A 14,654-nucleotide genomic window follows, 5' to 3' on the forward strand; every position below is an offset into this window, starting at 1 on the left:
TAAATATGTTTATCACGCATAATTATGTTTGACAGACAATTTTGGTGATCGTATGCTTATTTCATCGGCATACAACGGAGTTAACTAAATGACCAGCGAGCCAACTACTAAAAAGTTTTACCAATTAGTTGATATCGAAGATTTTCGATTCAGTAAAGATTGCTCTCATATTCATTACGGAGATATTGCATCTGATTGCGATACCAAAACGACTTCAATCTTTGAAGCAATAAATCATCTCAGTTTAAGTATTTTTAGTTTGTCAGAAGAGAAAGTAATTAATAGAGACAAAATCCTCAGTCTCACCTGCGTTATCGCTGATCTTGCTGAACTCGGCGTTGCGACAAATAAAATATCTCATGCAGCTTCATATCTTTCTGGGTTAAAGGATGGGAATCATGGCGCATGAACTTTAATTAGAGCAGGCAGCTGAGCGAGCGCATCAAGCGGAAATTATTTGTCGAATGATGGAGTCTTATCCAGATCGCATGCGTGATATCGAAATTATCGCTATTGCCTCGCTACTGCGCAGACTCACAGGTGATGTATGTGCCTGGTTGATTGAAGAGCAGGCTGTTAAAGACAAAAAGAAATAAATACACCGTTATATTAATCTGGAATAAATACAGCTTAATCGCTGGGGAATATTACATCCTTTTAATGGGTTTTCATCATGGTAAATAAAGCTGCTTATAAAACAGCGCAGTTAATGCGCAGCGCCGGATATTGGCACATCGCCAATCTCTTTCTAAAGAAAGCATATGGGAGATAAATTATGTCCATTCAACAACGCCAAGATATTCAGGCACTGAATATCAAAGCAGAACAGCTCAACTTCCTTATGCAAACTATCCACGCCCATCATAAGGATTTCGATTGCCACCAGCTTGATGGCCTTTTAGGTCTGGCTTATGAGCTCGCTGGCTCTGTTTATTCCTGGACCGAAACAGAGGAGAAAATTGTACTGGCGAATGAAGACGCGCAAAGAAGGATTATTTAGATGGATAAATTAATCGAAACATATCGGCGTCGAATTCTTAAAGCAGCATTACTCCGCCACCTGCGTAAAACAGGTAGCAATTGCATCATTATTAATCAGCCCAAAGGCGAAATAAAAACAATCGAATTAACAGAGATTCTTCTCGATGGCCTGTTGAGCCGTTTTGAAAAACAGGCCGTAAGCGAATTCGGAAATATAGAAGGGGTTAAGGCGGTCAGGGGAATTTATAGCAGCGCTGTAGACGTGAATGGCCGCGGTGAGTTCCTGACGGAAAGCGGCAAAGAGTTAATCGACGATCTCATTGCAGAACTGGTCGATTTTGCCAAAAAGCATAAACCATCAGTAGCGGAGGGTGAGCATGTTAAGTCAGCAAAACGCTAACCCGGGTTGCCGCCCGGTACTGAATATCGATCTGCATGTTCTGCCTGACTTCACTGGCCGCGTCGTTCTCTACATCGAAAACGGGCAGGTGAAGTGTGATCGGCGGTTATCTCCCGACGAGCACATTTGCGCTTTGGACACGTTTATTGAAATGGCTCGCGACATGGAGCTGCGGCTCGCGGAGGTGAAAAGTGACGTTGACTGCAATTCGAATTCCTGAGTGGGTTCACCTCAAAGCGGCTCACGTCCTGCGCCAGTTCAGAGCGAGGAGGATTCACCCCTGCCGCATGATCGGCTCCGGGAATCTGAGCCTGAGGGTTAATCACCGCTGGCGGCTACTTTCACGCGATGGCGGCAAGAGCTGGGAAGTAATGAGCCATGAAACCTATAACCGGGAGAAAGATAAATGACCGACCTTGAAAAAGAAAACGTGAAGCAGCTTGTTGCTCGCCTGAAGGAAATCCAGAAGCAATCCGACGTAACGATTCCTGGTTGGATGCTTGACGAAAACCGCTATGGCAAAGGCTCCCTTACTTTAGAAGAGCAGCATGAGTGGGCTCAAACCGTCGTCCAGTCCATGCGCGGTACGGTCGCCCTTCTTTATCTCATCAGCTGCGAAAACCGCTGGGGACTCCGTGACGGGCAATACCAGTTTAAAACCGAGGAGTTTACCTTCGGCATAACCCGGGAACTTATTGAAAATCTGCTGATTAAGCATGTGGAGTGCGCACTGATCGAGCACAAGCCTGAGGAACGCTATCTGGCGGTTTACCAGTTCTACTACGCCAACGATCAGCGCCTGAAAGAAGTCGGTCATTCGTGGTTCGCAGAGTTTCTCGACGAGATATTTGTAGATCTCGCTGCCCAGTTGCGCACCGGTAAAACAATGCCAGCCAACCACGTTTTGCATTAAGGAGCAATGATGATGGCAATGAAAGCAGAATTAGCACCAGTAGCGGCCCGTGACCTGCAGATCATCGCGTATCGCGGTCAGCGAGTTGTAACCACTGAACAGCTGGCGGCCGGGTACGGTACTGATATCGTCAACATCAAGATGAACTATTCGCGCAACGCCGCCCGCTTTGCAGAAGGAAAACACTTCTTCAAAGTCACAGGGGAAGAGTTAGCTAATTTGCGAGTGACTTTTAGTTACCTGCAAATTTCCAACAAAACCCGTTCTCTTATGTTGTGGACAGAACGCGGCGCGGCCAACCACGCGAAAATGCTTGAGACGGATCAGGCGTGGGGGTACCACGAGGACCTGGTGGAATTCTACTTCACGCAGCGTGGCACCATCGCTTCACCGGCAACACCGCTGACACTTAGCCGTAAAGAATTGGCGCTGATGGTCATTGAAGCCGAAGAACGCGCCGAAGCCGCTGCACTGGAAACCAGGACCCTCAGCGCCACTGTTGAAAGCCTGGAGAAGCACTTCACCAAAGGCATGACGATCCCGGCATTCAGCAAGGCGCTGAACGGCGTCAACATCAACAAAATGATGTGGTGGGCGTCCGAGCGTGGCTGGGTGTTTAACGAGCAACGCGACCCAGAGAAAGATCCGCGCTGGCGCGTCGCCTCATATGCCCGCGACAAATATCTGACGGAAGACCAGACGCAGATCACCCCGCACGGCAAGGATGCTTTCACGAAGTTTACGCCAGTACTGCTGGAGAAAGGCTGCCACCGCCTGTATCAGCTGTACATGAAAGGTGAGCTGCCAATGAAAAAGACCTGGAATGGCGCGTACCTCCACGACAAAGCGATTTATACCCCGGAGGGACGCTAGCATGAATAAGCAATTCTGGTATCCCGCTGGCTCACTGGAGGAAGCCCACCAGCAGGCGCTGACATGGGTGTGTGATGCCTACTTGTTCCATCTGGTCAGCCTGCACCGTCGCCCGGTATATCGCCACCAGTACGGTGATATTTCGCTAGACCAGCCAGCGCTGCGGGGTTTTATCGACTCGTATCTGGAAGAAAAGAGCTGGGATTTAGATCGCCGCCGCGCGCATTACATCAACATGCTTGACCTTATCCGCTATATGGGTCGAAAAAATTCGGACTTCATTGACTGGGGAACCGTGCCATCACTAACGCCCCGCGGGTTGCGCTGGATGAACGCCTGTTTCTCGAGGTTGGGAGAAATGGTCAACAGCTGCGGTGGTTGGGAAAACTGCGTCGAGAAGAAAATGGAGGGTACTAATGCGTGATACTGCCGATGTCGTTCTGCTGGTCCCGAATGATTGGGTAAGCGAAAAGGTGCTGATCGCGGTCACCGGGCTCAAGCCCGGAACCATCCTCCGGGCCAGAAAAGAGTGCTGGATGGTCGGGCGGGAATACGTGCACGTTTCACCGGACGGAAACCCGAAACCCTCCAGCGAGTGCATGTATAACCGGAAAGCGGTTGATGCATGGGTCGCCTCGATGAAAAACAAACAGCCAGGGTGATTTGATGCCATGAAAAAGGTAATCTCATATCGCTCTTGGGCGTCTGGAGGAGTTCATGGATAAAGTCACATATCCAACAGGCGTCGAAAACCACGGTGGCACATTGCGCATCTGGTTTAATTTTAAAGGTAAGCGTGTCAGGGAAAGTCTCGGTGTCCCTGACACCGCTAAGAACAGGAAGATCGCCGGGGAACTGCGGACGTCGGTATGTTTTGCCATCCGTACAGGCACATTTGAGTATGCGGCACAGTTTCCGGATTCCCCTAACCTCAAGACTTTTGGGGTGGGTAAAAAAGAAATTACAGTGTCAGAGCTTGCAGAAAAGTGGCTGGATCTGAAGAGGATGGAAATCTGCGCGAACGCACTCAACCGTTATGAGTCAGTCGCAAGGAACGTGGTGCCCAGGATCGGGGGAAATCGGCTGGTGTCAGCAGTGACCAAAGAGGAGCTGCTGTATATCAGGAAAGATTTGCTGACCGGTCACCAGACGCCAGTGAAGGGAAAGGCCCCGGCGAAGGGGCGAAGTGTTGTCACCGTGAATTATTACATGACAACCATTGCCGGAATGTTTCAGTTTGCCGCAGATCATGGCTACGTAGAGGCAAACCCGTTCGAGGGGATGAAGCCTCTTAAAAAAGCCAGGGCAGAGCCAGATCCGCTAACTCGTGACGAATTTATTCGCCTGATCGATGCATGCCGGCATCAGCAGACGAAAAACCTGTGGTCACTTGCAGTTTACACAGGGGTACGTCACGGGGAGCTGACCTCCCTGGCCTGGGAGGATATCGATCTTGAAGCTGGAACAATAACAATCAGGCGTAATTATACAAAACTGGGCGAATTCACTCTACCGAAAACTGAGGCGAGCACAAACAGGGTCATACACCTTATCCAGCCCGCGATCAGCGTCCTGAGGAATCAGGCGGAAATGACCAGGCTTGGAAAGCAGCATCACATTGATGTGCAGCTGCGCGAGTACGGCAGAACGGAGAGCCACGACTGTACATTTGTCTTCAACCCTCAACTGGTCAGAAGATGTCAGCATGTCGGGTTCATCTACAAAGTCGACTCGATAGGTGATTTGTGGGATGCAGCGGAGAAGCGAGCAGGGATAAGGCACAGGAAAGCTTATCAGTCGCGTCACACGTATGCGTGCTGGTCACTGTCAGCTGGCGCTAACCCCAGCTTTATTGCAAGCCAGATGGGCCATGCGAGCGCCCAGATGGTCTTCAATGTGTACGGGGCGTGGATGGCTGACAGCAGCAGTGAGCAGATCGCGATGCTGAATCAGAGGCTTGCGAGTTTTGCCCCACAGATGCCCCAAAGCCTGCAAAGCAGCACCAGAGCATTATTGAAATCAGTAAGTTAAATACGAATGCCCGACATGTTAACTGTGTGGAGGGTAACACCACGCTGTACGCCCTGCCGAAGGCCGAGGTGGTGGCGCGCTGGCGGGAGCAGACCAGCGACGACTTTCGCTTCTGCTTTAAATTTCCGGCCACCATCTCCCATCAGGCCGCGCTGCGAAACTGCGACGATCTCACCGAAGAGTTTTTCACCCGACTGTCACCGCTGGCCAGCCGCATCGGTCAGTACTGGGTTCAGCTCCCCGCCACCTTTGGCCCGCGTGATTTGCCCGCGCTGTGGCAGTTCCTCGACGCCCTGCCCCGGGAATTTACCTACGGCGTGGAGGTTCGTCACCCTGAGTTCTTCATGAAGGGCGACGCGGAGAAAGCGCTCAATCGCGGTCTGCACGAGCGCGGCGTCAATCGAACGATCCTCGACAGCCGTCCGGTGCATGCTGCCGTGCCGCACAACGAGGCTATCATCGACGCCCAGCGCAAAAAGCCGAAGGTGCCGGTACATGCGGTGATGACCGCCGGCAATCCGATGGTGCGCTTTATCGGCAGCGACAATATGCCGCAAAACCAGGCGCTGTTTGCCGTCTGGCTACAAACACTGGCGAAGTGGGAACAGACCGCCACACCGTACCTTTTTTTACATACTCCCGATATCGCCCAGGCCCCGCAACTGGTCGATGCTCTCTGGCAAGCCTTGCAGGCCGTGGCTCCGTCCATTGGCGACGCCCCCACCATTCCGCAGCAATCTTCTCTTTTCTGATCCCAGCCCCTATCATAGAAGTGCCATCTGCCAAAAAACAGGGAGTTTGTATGGTCTGCGCGCTGTATGCAGTGCTGGGTGCGTTACTGTTAATTAAGTTTTCGTTCGATGTTGCGCGCCTGCGAATGTTGTACCGCGTCTCTTATGGCGACGGTGGGTTTTCGGAGCTGCAAACCGCGATCCGCATTCATGGCAATGCGGTGGAGTACATCCCGGCAGCGCTGATCCTGCTGTTATTTATGGAAATGAACGGCGCCGAGACCTGGATGGTGCATGTCTGCGGCCTGCTGCTGATCCTTGGGCGCCTGATGCATTACTATGGCCTCCATCAGCGCCTGTTCCGCTGGCGCCGCTCCGGCATGAGCGCCACCTGGTGTTCGCTTGTGCTAATGGTGCTGGCTAACCTGTGGTATATGCCGTGGGAGTTGGTTTTCTCATTGCATTAGCGCACAATACGCCCCTTTATTTTTCCCGGATTTTTACGTTATGTCAGATCGCGACACGCTTTTTTCTGCGCCTATCGCCAGTCTGGGCGACTGGACCTTCGATGAACGGGTAGCTGAAGTCTTCCCGGATATGATCCAGCGCTCGGTCCCCGGCTACTCCAATATCATCTCCATGATCGGCATGCTGGCGGAACGTTTTGTTCAGCCCGACACGCAGGTCTACGATCTGGGATGCTCACTGGGCGCGGCCACGCTGTCGGTTCGTCGTAACATCAAGCACGACGGCTGCAACATAATCGCCGTCGACAACTCCCCGGCCATGGTTGAACGCTGCCGCCGCCATATCGACGCCTGGAAAGCGCCTACCCCGGTAGAGGTGGTCGAAGGTGATATCCGTCATATCGAGATTAAAAACGCCTCAATGGTGGTGCTGAACTTTACCCTGCAGTTCCTCGAGCCCGACGATCGTCAGCTGTTGCTGGACAAAATTTATCAGGGGCTGAACCCTGGCGGCGCGCTGGTGCTGTCGGAGAAGTTCAGCTTCGAAGATGCCACCGTCGGCGAGCTGCTGTTCAACATGCACCACGATTTCAAACGGGCTAACGGCTACAGCGAGCTGGAGATCAGCCAGAAGCGCAGCATGCTGGAGAACGTGATGCTGACCGACTCGGTTGAAGCCCACAAAGCCCGCCTGCACAAGGCCGGATTCGAGCACAGTGAGCTGTGGTTCCAGTGCTTTAACTTTGGCTCTCTGGTGGCGCTGAAAGGCGGTAACGCATGATCGATTTCGGTAACTTTTATCAGCTGATTGCTAAAAATCACCTCTCCCACTGGCTGGAAACTCTGCCGGGGCAGATCGCCGCCTGGCAGCGCGAGTCTTTGCACGGCCAGTTTAAGCAGTGGAGCAACGCGGTCGAGTTTCTGCCGGAGATGACCCCGTACAAACTGGATCTCCTGCACAGCGTCACCGCCGAAAGCGAAACGCCCCTGAGCGAAGGCCAGATGCTGCGTCTCGACAAGCTGATGCGCAATCTGATGCCGTGGCGTAAAGGGCCGTTCTCCCTGTACGGCATGAATATCGATACCGAATGGCATTCGGACTGGAAATGGGATCGCGTGTTACCGCACCTGTCCGATTTAACCGGACGCACCATTCTGGATGTCGGCTGCGGTAGCGGCTATCACCTGTGGCGCATGATCGGCGCAGGCGCCCATCTGGCGGTCGGGATTGATCCGATGCAGCTGTTCCTCTGCCAGTTCGAAGCGGTACGCAAACTGTTGGGCAACGACCAGCGCGCGCACCTGCTGCCGCTGGGCATTGAGCAACTTCCCGCGCTGGCGGCGTTTGATACCGTCTTCTCGATGGGCGTGCTTTATCACCGCCGTTCACCGCTGGAACACCTCTGGCAGCTGAAAGATCAGCTGGTCAGCGGCGGTGAGCTGGTGCTGGAGACGCTGGTGATTGAGGGCGATGAAAATGCGGTGCTGGTGCCGGGCGATCGTTACGCCCAGATGCGTAACGTCTACTTTATCCCGTCGGCGCTGGCGCTGAAAAACTGGCTGGCGAAGTGTGGGTTTGTTGATATCCGTATCGCGGACGTCTGCGTTACCACCACCGAAGAGCAGCGCCGCACCGAGTGGATGACCACCGAGTCGCTGGCCGAATTCCTCGACCCGAATGACAGCAGCAAAACGATTGAAGGTTATCCGGCGCCGGTACGCGCGGTGTTAATTGCCACCAAGCCGTAGTTTTTTGCCACCGAACGGCAGATAAAAAAAGGCCCCTGTTGAAATTGCAGGGGCCTGGTACAAACAAGCATCATATTGGGCGACATGATGCGCGGTAAAAACTGTATTAGCGATGATACCTTTCGATTATCGCCTTCATCTCTGCAACCGACTCGCCGTCCACGCCATAGCGGGAATATTCATCCGCTTCGGCATCCGTCGACATCGACAAGCCTGTGTTGCGATAGCGCATGGGTGACAGCAACCATTTGCCTGCCGAGCTGTGAAGCTCGAATACCCCTGCCTGTAAAAACGTTTCCAGGTTGGCGGCGCGAACGCCAGCACCAGCCATTATTATTGGAACACCTGATTGCGCTTTTAGTTCCTTAATTAATGAAATACCTTTTTCGGCGGAAGACTGTTGGCCGGAAGTGAGCACGCGTGCAACCCCCAGTTCTGCCAGATTTTCAAAGGCTTGATGCGGATTTACGCACATATCAAAGGCGCGATGAAAAGTTACCGCCATCCCCTGCGCGGCGGTCATAATCTGGCGCATGCGCGGCATATCGATATGGCCGTCCTCATTCAGCAGGCCGGTCACCAGCCCCGGGAAACCCAGCTGGTTCACAAGGGCGATATCCTCCAGCATGGCGTCAAATTCGCCCGTGCTGTAGCAAAAATCCCCGCCGCGCGGGCGGATAATCGGGTGAACCGGGATGGTCACCGCCTGACGCACCGATTTCAGCACGCCATAAGACGGGGTCAGCCCGCCCTCTTTCGGGGCCGCACAGAGTTCAATGCGATCGGCTCCGCGTTCCTGCGCGGTCACGGCACACGCCATGCTGTAACAACAGATCTCCAGCAATGCCACGAAACCTCCTTATCTTCAGTTGGGTTTTGCATCATGCCATGCCGCCATACCCGCGACACGGCGTCAGCTCACAAAGTGTCGGGTTTATTCTTCGCTGGCGACAATCTGTTCGATGGTCCAGGGGTGAAACTTGACGGTCACGCTGCCGTCGGTAACTGCCAGAGTCGGATTCGGCAGACGTTCGCGATCCCCTTTTGGCGAGCTGGTTTTAACAAAGATCCCGGGCTGGCTTAAGCCCTCGTCGGACAGCAGCGCCAGCGCGCGGGCATTGAGGGTGTCGGGGTCACCAGGCAGCACGATTTCGATGTGCTCCCAGCCTTCGTGGGGATAGCGTTTCTCACCCGGCCACGGCAGTTCAACTACCTCAAAGCGCCAGTGTCCGACGCAGACCGGCTCGTGCAGCTTGAACAGGCAGATCGGACGGCCATTGATGATATTTTCAGAGAGCAGCTCGCCGCACTGCTCAAACCCGCGCCGCCAGCGATCGGCGGTGGCATTCTGATGGCAGCGCAGGGAGATATGGTCCGCCGCGAGCGGAGCGATCTCCAGACCCAGGCGTTCGGCAAGCGCCGTAAAGGCCGCGGTGAAACGCGGTAAATCAGCTGCAATGTCCTGCAGCTCGTCAACAGATTGCCAGTTCGCCATCATTGATACTCTTATCGTCATGCAAAAGCGTTAATTTACTCTGTTGCCCGCCTGCGACCAACCGCTGATTTGAGCCAGTGCTGACGGCAACGGGCAATTGCAGTATACTCCCGGCCTAATTTCTTTAACTGACGCGGCAGCATGATGATCGCGTCAAAAATGTAAGGTATCCCGGTGAATATTCAGGCTCTTCTCTCAGAAAAAGTCAGTCAGGCACTGATTGCTGCAGGCGCACCTGCAGACTGTGAACCGCAGGTTCGTCAGTCAGCGAAAGTACAGTTTGGCGACTATCAGGCCAATGGCGTGATGGCAGTGGCTAAAAAACTGGGCATGGCGCCGCGACAACTCGCAGAGCAGGTCCTGACGCACCTGGATCTGCAGGGTATCGCCAGCAAAACCGAAATCGCCGGGCCGGGCTTTATCAATATCTTCCTCGACCCTGCCTTCCTGGCGCAAAACGTAGATGCGGCCCTGAAATCCGACCGTCTGGGCGTGGCACAGCCGCAAGCGCAAACCATCGTCGTCGACTACTCCGCCCCGAACGTGGCGAAAGAGATGCACGTCGGCCACCTGCGCTCCACCATCATCGGTGATGCCTCCGTGCGCACCCTGGAGTTCCTCGGCCACAACGTGATCCGCGCGAACCACGTCGGCGACTGGGGCACCCAGTTCGGCATGCTGATCGCCTGGCTGGAAAAACAGCAGCAGGATAACGCTGGTGAGATGGCGCTGGCGGACCTGGAAGGCTTCTACCGCGATGCGAAAAAGCACTACGACGAAGACGAAGCCTTTGCCGAGCGCGCGCGTAGCTACGTGGTGAAACTGCAGGGCGGCGACGAGTACTTCCGTCAGATGTGGCGCCAGCTGGTGGACATCACCATGTCCCAGAACCAGCTCACCTACGATCGTCTGAACGTGACCCTGACCCGTAAAGACGTGATGGGCGAGAGCCTGTACAACCCGATGCTGGCCGGGATCGTGGCCGACCTGAAAGCCAAAGGGCTGGCGGTCGAAAGCGAAGGCGCAACGGTGGTCTTCCTTGATGAGTACAAAAACAAGGAAGGCGAACCGATGGGCGTCATCATCCAGAAAAAGGATGGCGGCTACCTCTACACCACCACCGATATCGCCTGCGCCAAATATCGCTACGAAACGCTGCATGCGGATCGCGTCCTCTATTACATCGACTCCCGTCAGCACCAGCACCTGATGCAGGCGTGGACCATCGTGCGTAAAGCGGGCTATGTACCGGACTCCGTGCCGCTGGAACACCACATGTTCGGCATGATGCTGGGTAAAGACGGCAAACCGTTTAAAACCCGTGCGGGCGGTACCGTGAAGCTGGCGGATCTGCTGGACGAGGCGCTGGAGCGTGCCCGCCGTCTGGTGGCAGAGAAAAACCCGGACATGCCTGCAGACGAGCTGGAAAAACTGGCGAACGCCGTCGGTATCGGTGCGGTGAAATATGCGGATCTCTCCAAGAACCGTACCACCGACTACGTATTCGACTGGGATAACATGCTGGCCTTCGAAGGCAACACCGCGCCGTACATGCAGTATGCCTACACCCGCGTGCTGTCTGTATTCCGCAAGGCAGAGATTGACGAAGCCGTGCTGGCACAGGCGCAGGTAACCATCAGCGAAGATCGCGAAGCGCAGCTGGCGGCCCGTCTGCTGCAGTTCGAAGAGACGCTGTCTGTGGTGGCCCGCGACGGTACGCCGCACGTGATGTGCGCCTACCTGTACGATCTGGCTGGCCTGTTCTCCGGCTTCTACGAGCACTGCCCTATTCTCTCCGCCGAGAGTGAAGCGGTACGCAACAGCCGCCTGAAGCTGGCGCAGCTGACGGCGAAGACCCTGAAGCTGGGTCTGGATACCCTGGGTATTGAAACCGTCGAACGCATGTAACATCGGTGTCCGGTTAATGCCTGATGGCGCTTCGCTTATCAGGCCTACAAAACCGGGTATCGAAATAACAAAAACCCGGCGCAAGCCGGGTTTGTTGTTTTGTAGCCCCGGTAAGCGCAGCGCCACCGGGGGATACCTGCCGCTATCAGAAATATTTCCGCAGATATTCCGTCAGACACAATATCGCCATCGCCTGACCGTACGGCATCGAGGTCAACGGGATCTGGCGATAGAACTCCAGATCGCTGCCCATCCCGGTACCAAATGACGTTTGCAGCAGTTCACCTTCCGGCGAGATATTCTTCACGATCCCGCGGATGGCTTTCTCGGCCACCTCCGCATACTCCGCCGCCACGTAGCGTTTGCGCACCGCTTTCAGGATCCCGTAGCTGAATCCGGCGGTGGCGGAGGCCTCCAGATAAGAGTTCGGATCGTCGAGCAGCGTATGCCAAAGACCGCTCTCGTCCTGACACTTCGCCAGGGCAGCAATCTGCGCATTCAGCACCTGCACCAGATAACGGCGCACGGCGTTGTTTTCCGGCAGATCCACCAGCTCAAGGAAATCAGGAATAACGATTGTCAGCCAGCTGTTGCCGCGCGCCCAGCGGGCGTTGGCAAAGTTGTGCTGACCGTCGTAGTTCCAGCCGTGGAACCACAGCCCGGTCTCCCGATCCATCAGGTTCTGCACGTGCAGCAGGAACTGATAGACCGCCTCTTCCACGTATTCAGGTTTATTAAGTAGTTTGCCAATCTTCGCCAGCGGCAGGACGGTCATCATCAGGGTGTCGTCCCACATCTGCTGGTGGTTCTCTTCCGCCAGGGTGATGTGCTGCATGCCGCCGTGATCGGTGCGCGGCATCTCAACCATCGCCCACTCGGCCCAGCTCTCCAGCCACGGCAGCCAGGCCGGGTTACGCGTCTCTTCATAACGATACGCAAGGGTCAAAAACGGCGACATGGTGTTGACGTTCTTGGTGGTGGCCCCTTCGACAAAGCGCTCGGCAAACCAGCTGTCGATGATATCGCGCATCCCTTCATCCCCGGTCTGGCAGTAATACTGCCAGATGCCGTAGAGACCGACCCCGTGCGTCCACTCCCAGCCCGCCCAGCCTTTGGTGTCGATCACGCGCCCGTCGTCCAGCCGCAGTAAAAACTCGCCGGTTTTATCGTGAATGTTCACCAGGTTATGCGTCACTTTCTGGATCAGCGCTTTCAGCTCATCTCTGGCGATAAAACGCTCTGGCTGACGCAGTAACGGGCTATGTTTGACAGGCCAAACCTTCATAATCTTAACCTCTGTTGTATGTCGAATTCAGTAAAGCACGTTCTTTCACGGACGGTGCAGCGGGTTTATTGCGATTCAGATAGCCGATGTTGTTATTGCCCCACAGGCAGTCGTACGGCATACCGGCCAGCATTTCGACCGTGGCGCGGGCCTGCGGCGTGGCGGCCTCCGGTATCGCACGGCCGGACTCACGCATTTTGGCCGTCTCTTCGCGCAGCGTGCTGTGCGTTTGTAAGTTCAGCTTAAAGCGCAGTGAGACGAGGAAGCCGCAGCACAGGACCAGAATCGTCCCCACGCTCAGGATCATCAGAATGGTGTGGCTTACCCCTTCCGGCTGCACTTTCTGCCCGCTGACAAAGCCGGACATCTGCATGACGATACCCACCAGCATGATGGCTCCCGCCTGCGACGCTTTACGGGTCAGGGTCATGATGCCGGCGAAGATGCCCTCGCGGCGTTGACCGGTGATGACTTCATCGACGTCAGCGATATAGGTGTAGGTGTTCCACGGCACGTAGTTGATCCCGCCTCGACCCAGCCCCGCCAGAGCAGAAACCAGCAGCAGCAGCGCGTAGATGTCACTCATGCCGGCGTAATAGAGCGCGGCATAGGAGATGGATGCCAGACCAAACAGCACCACCACCATGCGATACGACGGCGCTGGTCCAAAACGGATGCACAGCGGGATCATGGCGATAACGGCAAGGAACTGGAAGATAGCCATGGTGCCGAGCAGGTTAGAGGCCATGGAGGCTTCCTGCATCAGGACAAAGACCACGTAGTAGGTGAAGACGGCGTTAAACACGTCCTGCGCGATGTAGCCTCCGAGGTACATCCCCAGATGCTGACGGAAAATTTTGATTCGCAGGGTAGAGCTCAGCTCAACGAACAGACGGTTCAGGCTCTGCCCGAGCGTCAGTTTTTTCTTCTCTTCTTCGGCACGCAGCGCGGCTTCGGTCCACTCTTCACGCGGACGCTCCCAGGTAAAGAACCAGACGAAGGTCAGCATCAGGGCGCAGAGCACTGAGAACACCAGGCTGGCATAGAAGAAGGAGATGGCGTTGTCTTTCCCGAAGTGGGTCAACAGAATACCCGGCAGGAAGGAGGCCAGAATCGCCGACATTTGCGCCATGGAGATACGCGCACCGGAGAATTTGGTTTTCTGTTTAAAATCGTCGGTCATCTCCGGTACCAGGGTTTCGTACGGTACCAGGATCATGGTGTAGACGATATCAAAGATCAGATAGGTCAGCAGGTAGTACCAGAAGCCCATATCCCCGACCCACATCAGCGAGTAGCTGAAGACGCACGGGATGCCGAGCAGAATAAAGAACTTACGACGGCCAAAGCGTTTGCCAAGCCAGGTGGTACCAAAGTTATCGGTCAGGAAGCCCATCAGCGGACTGACGACGGCATCCAGCACCCTTGCCGCAGCAAAGATGAAAGTGGCCTCAATCGGAGAGAGACCGCAGAAGGTAGTATAAAAATATAACAGCCAGGCAGCGGTTAGCGCTGTGGTTCCCGCCCCGAGAAAATCGCCCGATCCGTAGGCCAGATAGTTTGCGAGTCCAATTTTACGTGTTTTCATTACCGTCGACCCTGTAAGTTTTAGATGACTCCCGGTTAGCCCGGAGGGAACGGGAGTGACTACAGGGTTACAGTAAGAGTATCCCTACGCGGATACCTTTCTGTTTCTGCCACCGCCCGGCGGCAACTGGCAAAAATGCAAAGAGATTTACTACGCGCGTCACTCTTTTATAAAACAGCGTTTCTTTTGCTTCAAAAGGCAGGGTCAATTATGCGAGCCAGTCATCAGAATGG

Annotated in this window: 19 protein-coding genes; 15 read left to right on the forward strand and 4 right to left on the reverse strand. The window is 54.7% G+C overall.

Features of this window, described 5'->3' with window-relative positions:
• Window positions 1–88: 88 nt before the first annotated feature.
• The 14 genes from ES815_RS01095 to cmoB all read left to right on the forward strand — a co-directional run bounded on the left by ES815_RS01095 (window position 89) and on the right by cmoB (window position 8,145).
• Window positions 89–409 carry a hypothetical protein gene (locus tag ES815_RS01095; protein ID WP_108720740.1) on the forward strand — a complete coding sequence of 107 codons (321 nt, stop codon included), beginning with the start codon at window positions 89–91 and terminating at the stop codon, window positions 407–409.
• Between the two features lie 55 nt (window positions 410–464).
• Window positions 465–596 (forward strand): hypothetical protein, encoded by a 132-nt coding sequence (locus ES815_RS01100; RefSeq protein WP_312845888.1) that lies wholly within the window; start codon window positions 465–467, stop codon window positions 594–596.
• A 179-nt stretch (window positions 597–775) separates the two neighbouring features.
• The gene (locus tag ES815_RS01105) at window positions 776–1,000 is read left to right on the forward strand and encodes a hypothetical protein (RefSeq protein ID WP_063135777.1); all 225 of its coding nucleotides are present in this window, start codon (window positions 776–778) and stop codon (window positions 998–1,000) included.
• Window positions 1,001–1,381 (forward strand): hypothetical protein, encoded by a 381-nt coding sequence (locus ES815_RS01110; RefSeq protein ID WP_063135776.1) that lies wholly within the window; start codon window positions 1,001–1,003, stop codon window positions 1,379–1,381. It abuts the gene before it with no gap.
• Entirely contained in the window at window positions 1,359–1,601 is a 243-nt protein-coding gene (locus tag ES815_RS01115; protein WP_063135775.1) for a hypothetical protein, read from the forward strand. Before ES815_RS01110 ends, ES815_RS01115 begins: the two co-directional genes overlap by 23 nt.
• A gap of 186 nt (window positions 1,602–1,787) precedes the next feature.
• The gene (locus ES815_RS01120) at window positions 1,788–2,294 is read left to right on the forward strand and encodes a hypothetical protein (RefSeq protein WP_063135774.1); all 507 of its coding nucleotides are present in this window, start codon (window positions 1,788–1,790) and stop codon (window positions 2,292–2,294) included.
• A 12-nt stretch (window positions 2,295–2,306) separates the two neighbouring features.
• Window positions 2,307–3,167 carry an ORF6N domain-containing protein gene (locus ES815_RS01125; RefSeq protein WP_063135780.1) on the forward strand — a complete coding sequence of 287 codons (861 nt, stop codon included), beginning with the start codon at window positions 2,307–2,309 and terminating at the stop codon, window positions 3,165–3,167.
• A 1-nt stretch (window position 3,168) separates the two neighbouring features.
• Window positions 3,169–3,591 (forward strand): hypothetical protein, encoded by a 423-nt coding sequence (locus ES815_RS01130; RefSeq protein WP_063135773.1) that lies wholly within the window; start codon window positions 3,169–3,171, stop codon window positions 3,589–3,591.
• Window positions 3,584–3,829 (forward strand): excisionase family protein, encoded by a 246-nt coding sequence (locus ES815_RS01135; protein ID WP_029591919.1) that lies wholly within the window; start codon window positions 3,584–3,586, stop codon window positions 3,827–3,829. Before ES815_RS01130 ends, ES815_RS01135 begins: the two co-directional genes overlap by 8 nt.
• A gap of 55 nt (window positions 3,830–3,884) precedes the next feature.
• Window positions 3,885–5,198, forward strand: coding sequence for a tyrosine-type recombinase/integrase (locus tag ES815_RS01140; RefSeq protein ID WP_029591920.1), 1,314 nt, complete (start codon window positions 3,885–3,887; stop codon window positions 5,196–5,198).
• On the forward strand, window positions 5,177–5,950 hold the full coding sequence (locus tag ES815_RS01145; protein WP_142486227.1) for a DUF72 domain-containing protein: 774 nt from the start codon (window positions 5,177–5,179) through the stop codon (window positions 5,948–5,950). The genes ES815_RS01140 and ES815_RS01145 overlap by 22 nt, the downstream gene beginning before the upstream one ends.
• A gap of 50 nt (window positions 5,951–6,000) precedes the next feature.
• Window positions 6,001–6,396 carry an MAPEG family protein gene (locus ES815_RS01150; RefSeq protein WP_138369354.1) on the forward strand — a complete coding sequence of 132 codons (396 nt, stop codon included), beginning with the start codon at window positions 6,001–6,003 and terminating at the stop codon, window positions 6,394–6,396.
• A 40-nt stretch (window positions 6,397–6,436) separates the two neighbouring features.
• Entirely contained in the window at window positions 6,437–7,177 is a 741-nt protein-coding gene (gene cmoA / locus ES815_RS01155) for a carboxy-S-adenosyl-L-methionine synthase CmoA (protein WP_142486228.1), read from the forward strand.
• Window positions 7,174–8,145, forward strand: a complete 972-nt coding sequence (gene cmoB / locus ES815_RS01160) for a tRNA 5-methoxyuridine(34)/uridine 5-oxyacetic acid(34) synthase CmoB (RefSeq protein WP_142486229.1) — start codon at window positions 7,174–7,176, stop codon at window positions 8,143–8,145. The genes cmoA and cmoB overlap by 4 nt, the downstream gene beginning before the upstream one ends.
• A gap of 106 nt (window positions 8,146–8,251) precedes the next feature.
• On the opposite strand, the gene cutC is transcribed toward cmoB, so the two are convergent.
• Complete coding sequence (gene cutC, locus ES815_RS01165) at window positions 8,252–8,995, reverse strand: copper homeostasis protein CutC (RefSeq protein WP_142486230.1); 744 nt, start codon at window positions 8,993–8,995, stop codon at window positions 8,252–8,254.
• Window positions 8,996–9,079: 84 nt separating this feature from the next.
• Window positions 9,080–9,640, reverse strand: a complete 561-nt coding sequence (locus ES815_RS01170; RefSeq protein WP_142486231.1) for a VOC family protein — start codon at window positions 9,638–9,640, stop codon at window positions 9,080–9,082.
• A 174-nt stretch (window positions 9,641–9,814) separates the two neighbouring features.
• Here ES815_RS01170 and argS point away from each other — a divergent pair, with 174 nt between their 5' ends.
• Window positions 9,815–11,548 carry an arginine--tRNA ligase gene (gene argS / locus ES815_RS01175; RefSeq protein WP_142486232.1) on the forward strand — a complete coding sequence of 578 codons (1,734 nt, stop codon included), beginning with the start codon at window positions 9,815–9,817 and terminating at the stop codon, window positions 11,546–11,548.
• A gap of 145 nt (window positions 11,549–11,693) precedes the next feature.
• On the opposite strand, the gene ES815_RS01180 is transcribed toward argS, so the two are convergent.
• Window positions 11,694–12,833, reverse strand: coding sequence for a glycoside hydrolase family 105 protein (locus ES815_RS01180; protein ID WP_142486233.1), 1,140 nt, complete (start codon window positions 12,831–12,833; stop codon window positions 11,694–11,696).
• Between the two features lie 4 nt (window positions 12,834–12,837).
• A complete protein-coding gene (locus tag ES815_RS01185) occupies window positions 12,838–14,421 on the reverse strand; it encodes an MFS transporter (protein WP_142486234.1) in 1,584 nt (527 codons plus the stop codon).
• Between the last annotated feature and the right edge of the window lie 233 nt (window positions 14,422–14,654).

Source organism: Leclercia adecarboxylata (assembly GCF_006874705.1).
Classification (GTDB): Bacteria; Pseudomonadota; Gammaproteobacteria; order Enterobacterales; family Enterobacteriaceae; genus Enterobacter; species Enterobacter adecarboxylatus_C.

What these genes read in the sequence shown, in the direction of transcription:
- ES815_RS01110 (WP_063135776.1), top strand. Translation starts at nt 1,001, where the DNA reads ATGGATAAATTAATCGAAACATATCGGCGTCGAATTCTTAAAGCAGCA.
- ES815_RS01140 (WP_029591920.1), top strand. Translation starts at nt 3,885, where the DNA reads ATGGATAAAGTCACATATCCAACAGGCGTCGAAAACCACGGTGGCACA.
- cmoA (WP_142486228.1), top strand. Translation starts at nt 6,437, where the DNA reads ATGTCAGATCGCGACACGCTTTTTTCTGCGCCTATCGCCAGTCTGGGC.
- ES815_RS01120 (WP_063135774.1), top strand. Translation starts at nt 1,788, where the DNA reads ATGACCGACCTTGAAAAAGAAAACGTGAAGCAGCTTGTTGCTCGCCTG.
- ES815_RS01130 (WP_063135773.1), top strand. Translation starts at nt 3,169, where the DNA reads ATGAATAAGCAATTCTGGTATCCCGCTGGCTCACTGGAGGAAGCCCAC.
- ES815_RS01105 (WP_063135777.1), top strand. Translation starts at nt 776, where the DNA reads ATGTCCATTCAACAACGCCAAGATATTCAGGCACTGAATATCAAAGCA.
- cmoB (WP_142486229.1), top strand. Translation starts at nt 7,174, where the DNA reads ATGATCGATTTCGGTAACTTTTATCAGCTGATTGCTAAAAATCACCTC.
- ES815_RS01170 (WP_142486231.1), bottom strand. Translation starts at nt 9,640, where the DNA reads ATGGCGAACTGGCAATCTGTTGACGAGCTGCAGGACATTGCAGCTGAT.
- ES815_RS01135 (WP_029591919.1), top strand. Translation starts at nt 3,584, where the DNA reads ATGCGTGATACTGCCGATGTCGTTCTGCTGGTCCCGAATGATTGGGTA.
- ES815_RS01115 (WP_063135775.1), top strand. Translation starts at nt 1,359, where the DNA reads ATGTTAAGTCAGCAAAACGCTAACCCGGGTTGCCGCCCGGTACTGAAT.
- ES815_RS01125 (WP_063135780.1), top strand. Translation starts at nt 2,307, where the DNA reads ATGGCAATGAAAGCAGAATTAGCACCAGTAGCGGCCCGTGACCTGCAG.
- ES815_RS01100 (WP_312845888.1), top strand. Translation starts at nt 465, where the DNA reads ATGATGGAGTCTTATCCAGATCGCATGCGTGATATCGAAATTATCGCT.
- ES815_RS01095 (WP_108720740.1), top strand. Translation starts at nt 89, where the DNA reads ATGACCAGCGAGCCAACTACTAAAAAGTTTTACCAATTAGTTGATATC.
- ES815_RS01180 (WP_142486233.1), bottom strand. Translation starts at nt 12,833, where the DNA reads ATGAAGGTTTGGCCTGTCAAACATAGCCCGTTACTGCGTCAGCCAGAG.
- ES815_RS01185 (WP_142486234.1), bottom strand. Translation starts at nt 14,421, where the DNA reads ATGAAAACACGTAAAATTGGACTCGCAAACTATCTGGCCTACGGATCG.
- ES815_RS01150 (WP_138369354.1), top strand. Translation starts at nt 6,001, where the DNA reads ATGGTCTGCGCGCTGTATGCAGTGCTGGGTGCGTTACTGTTAATTAAG.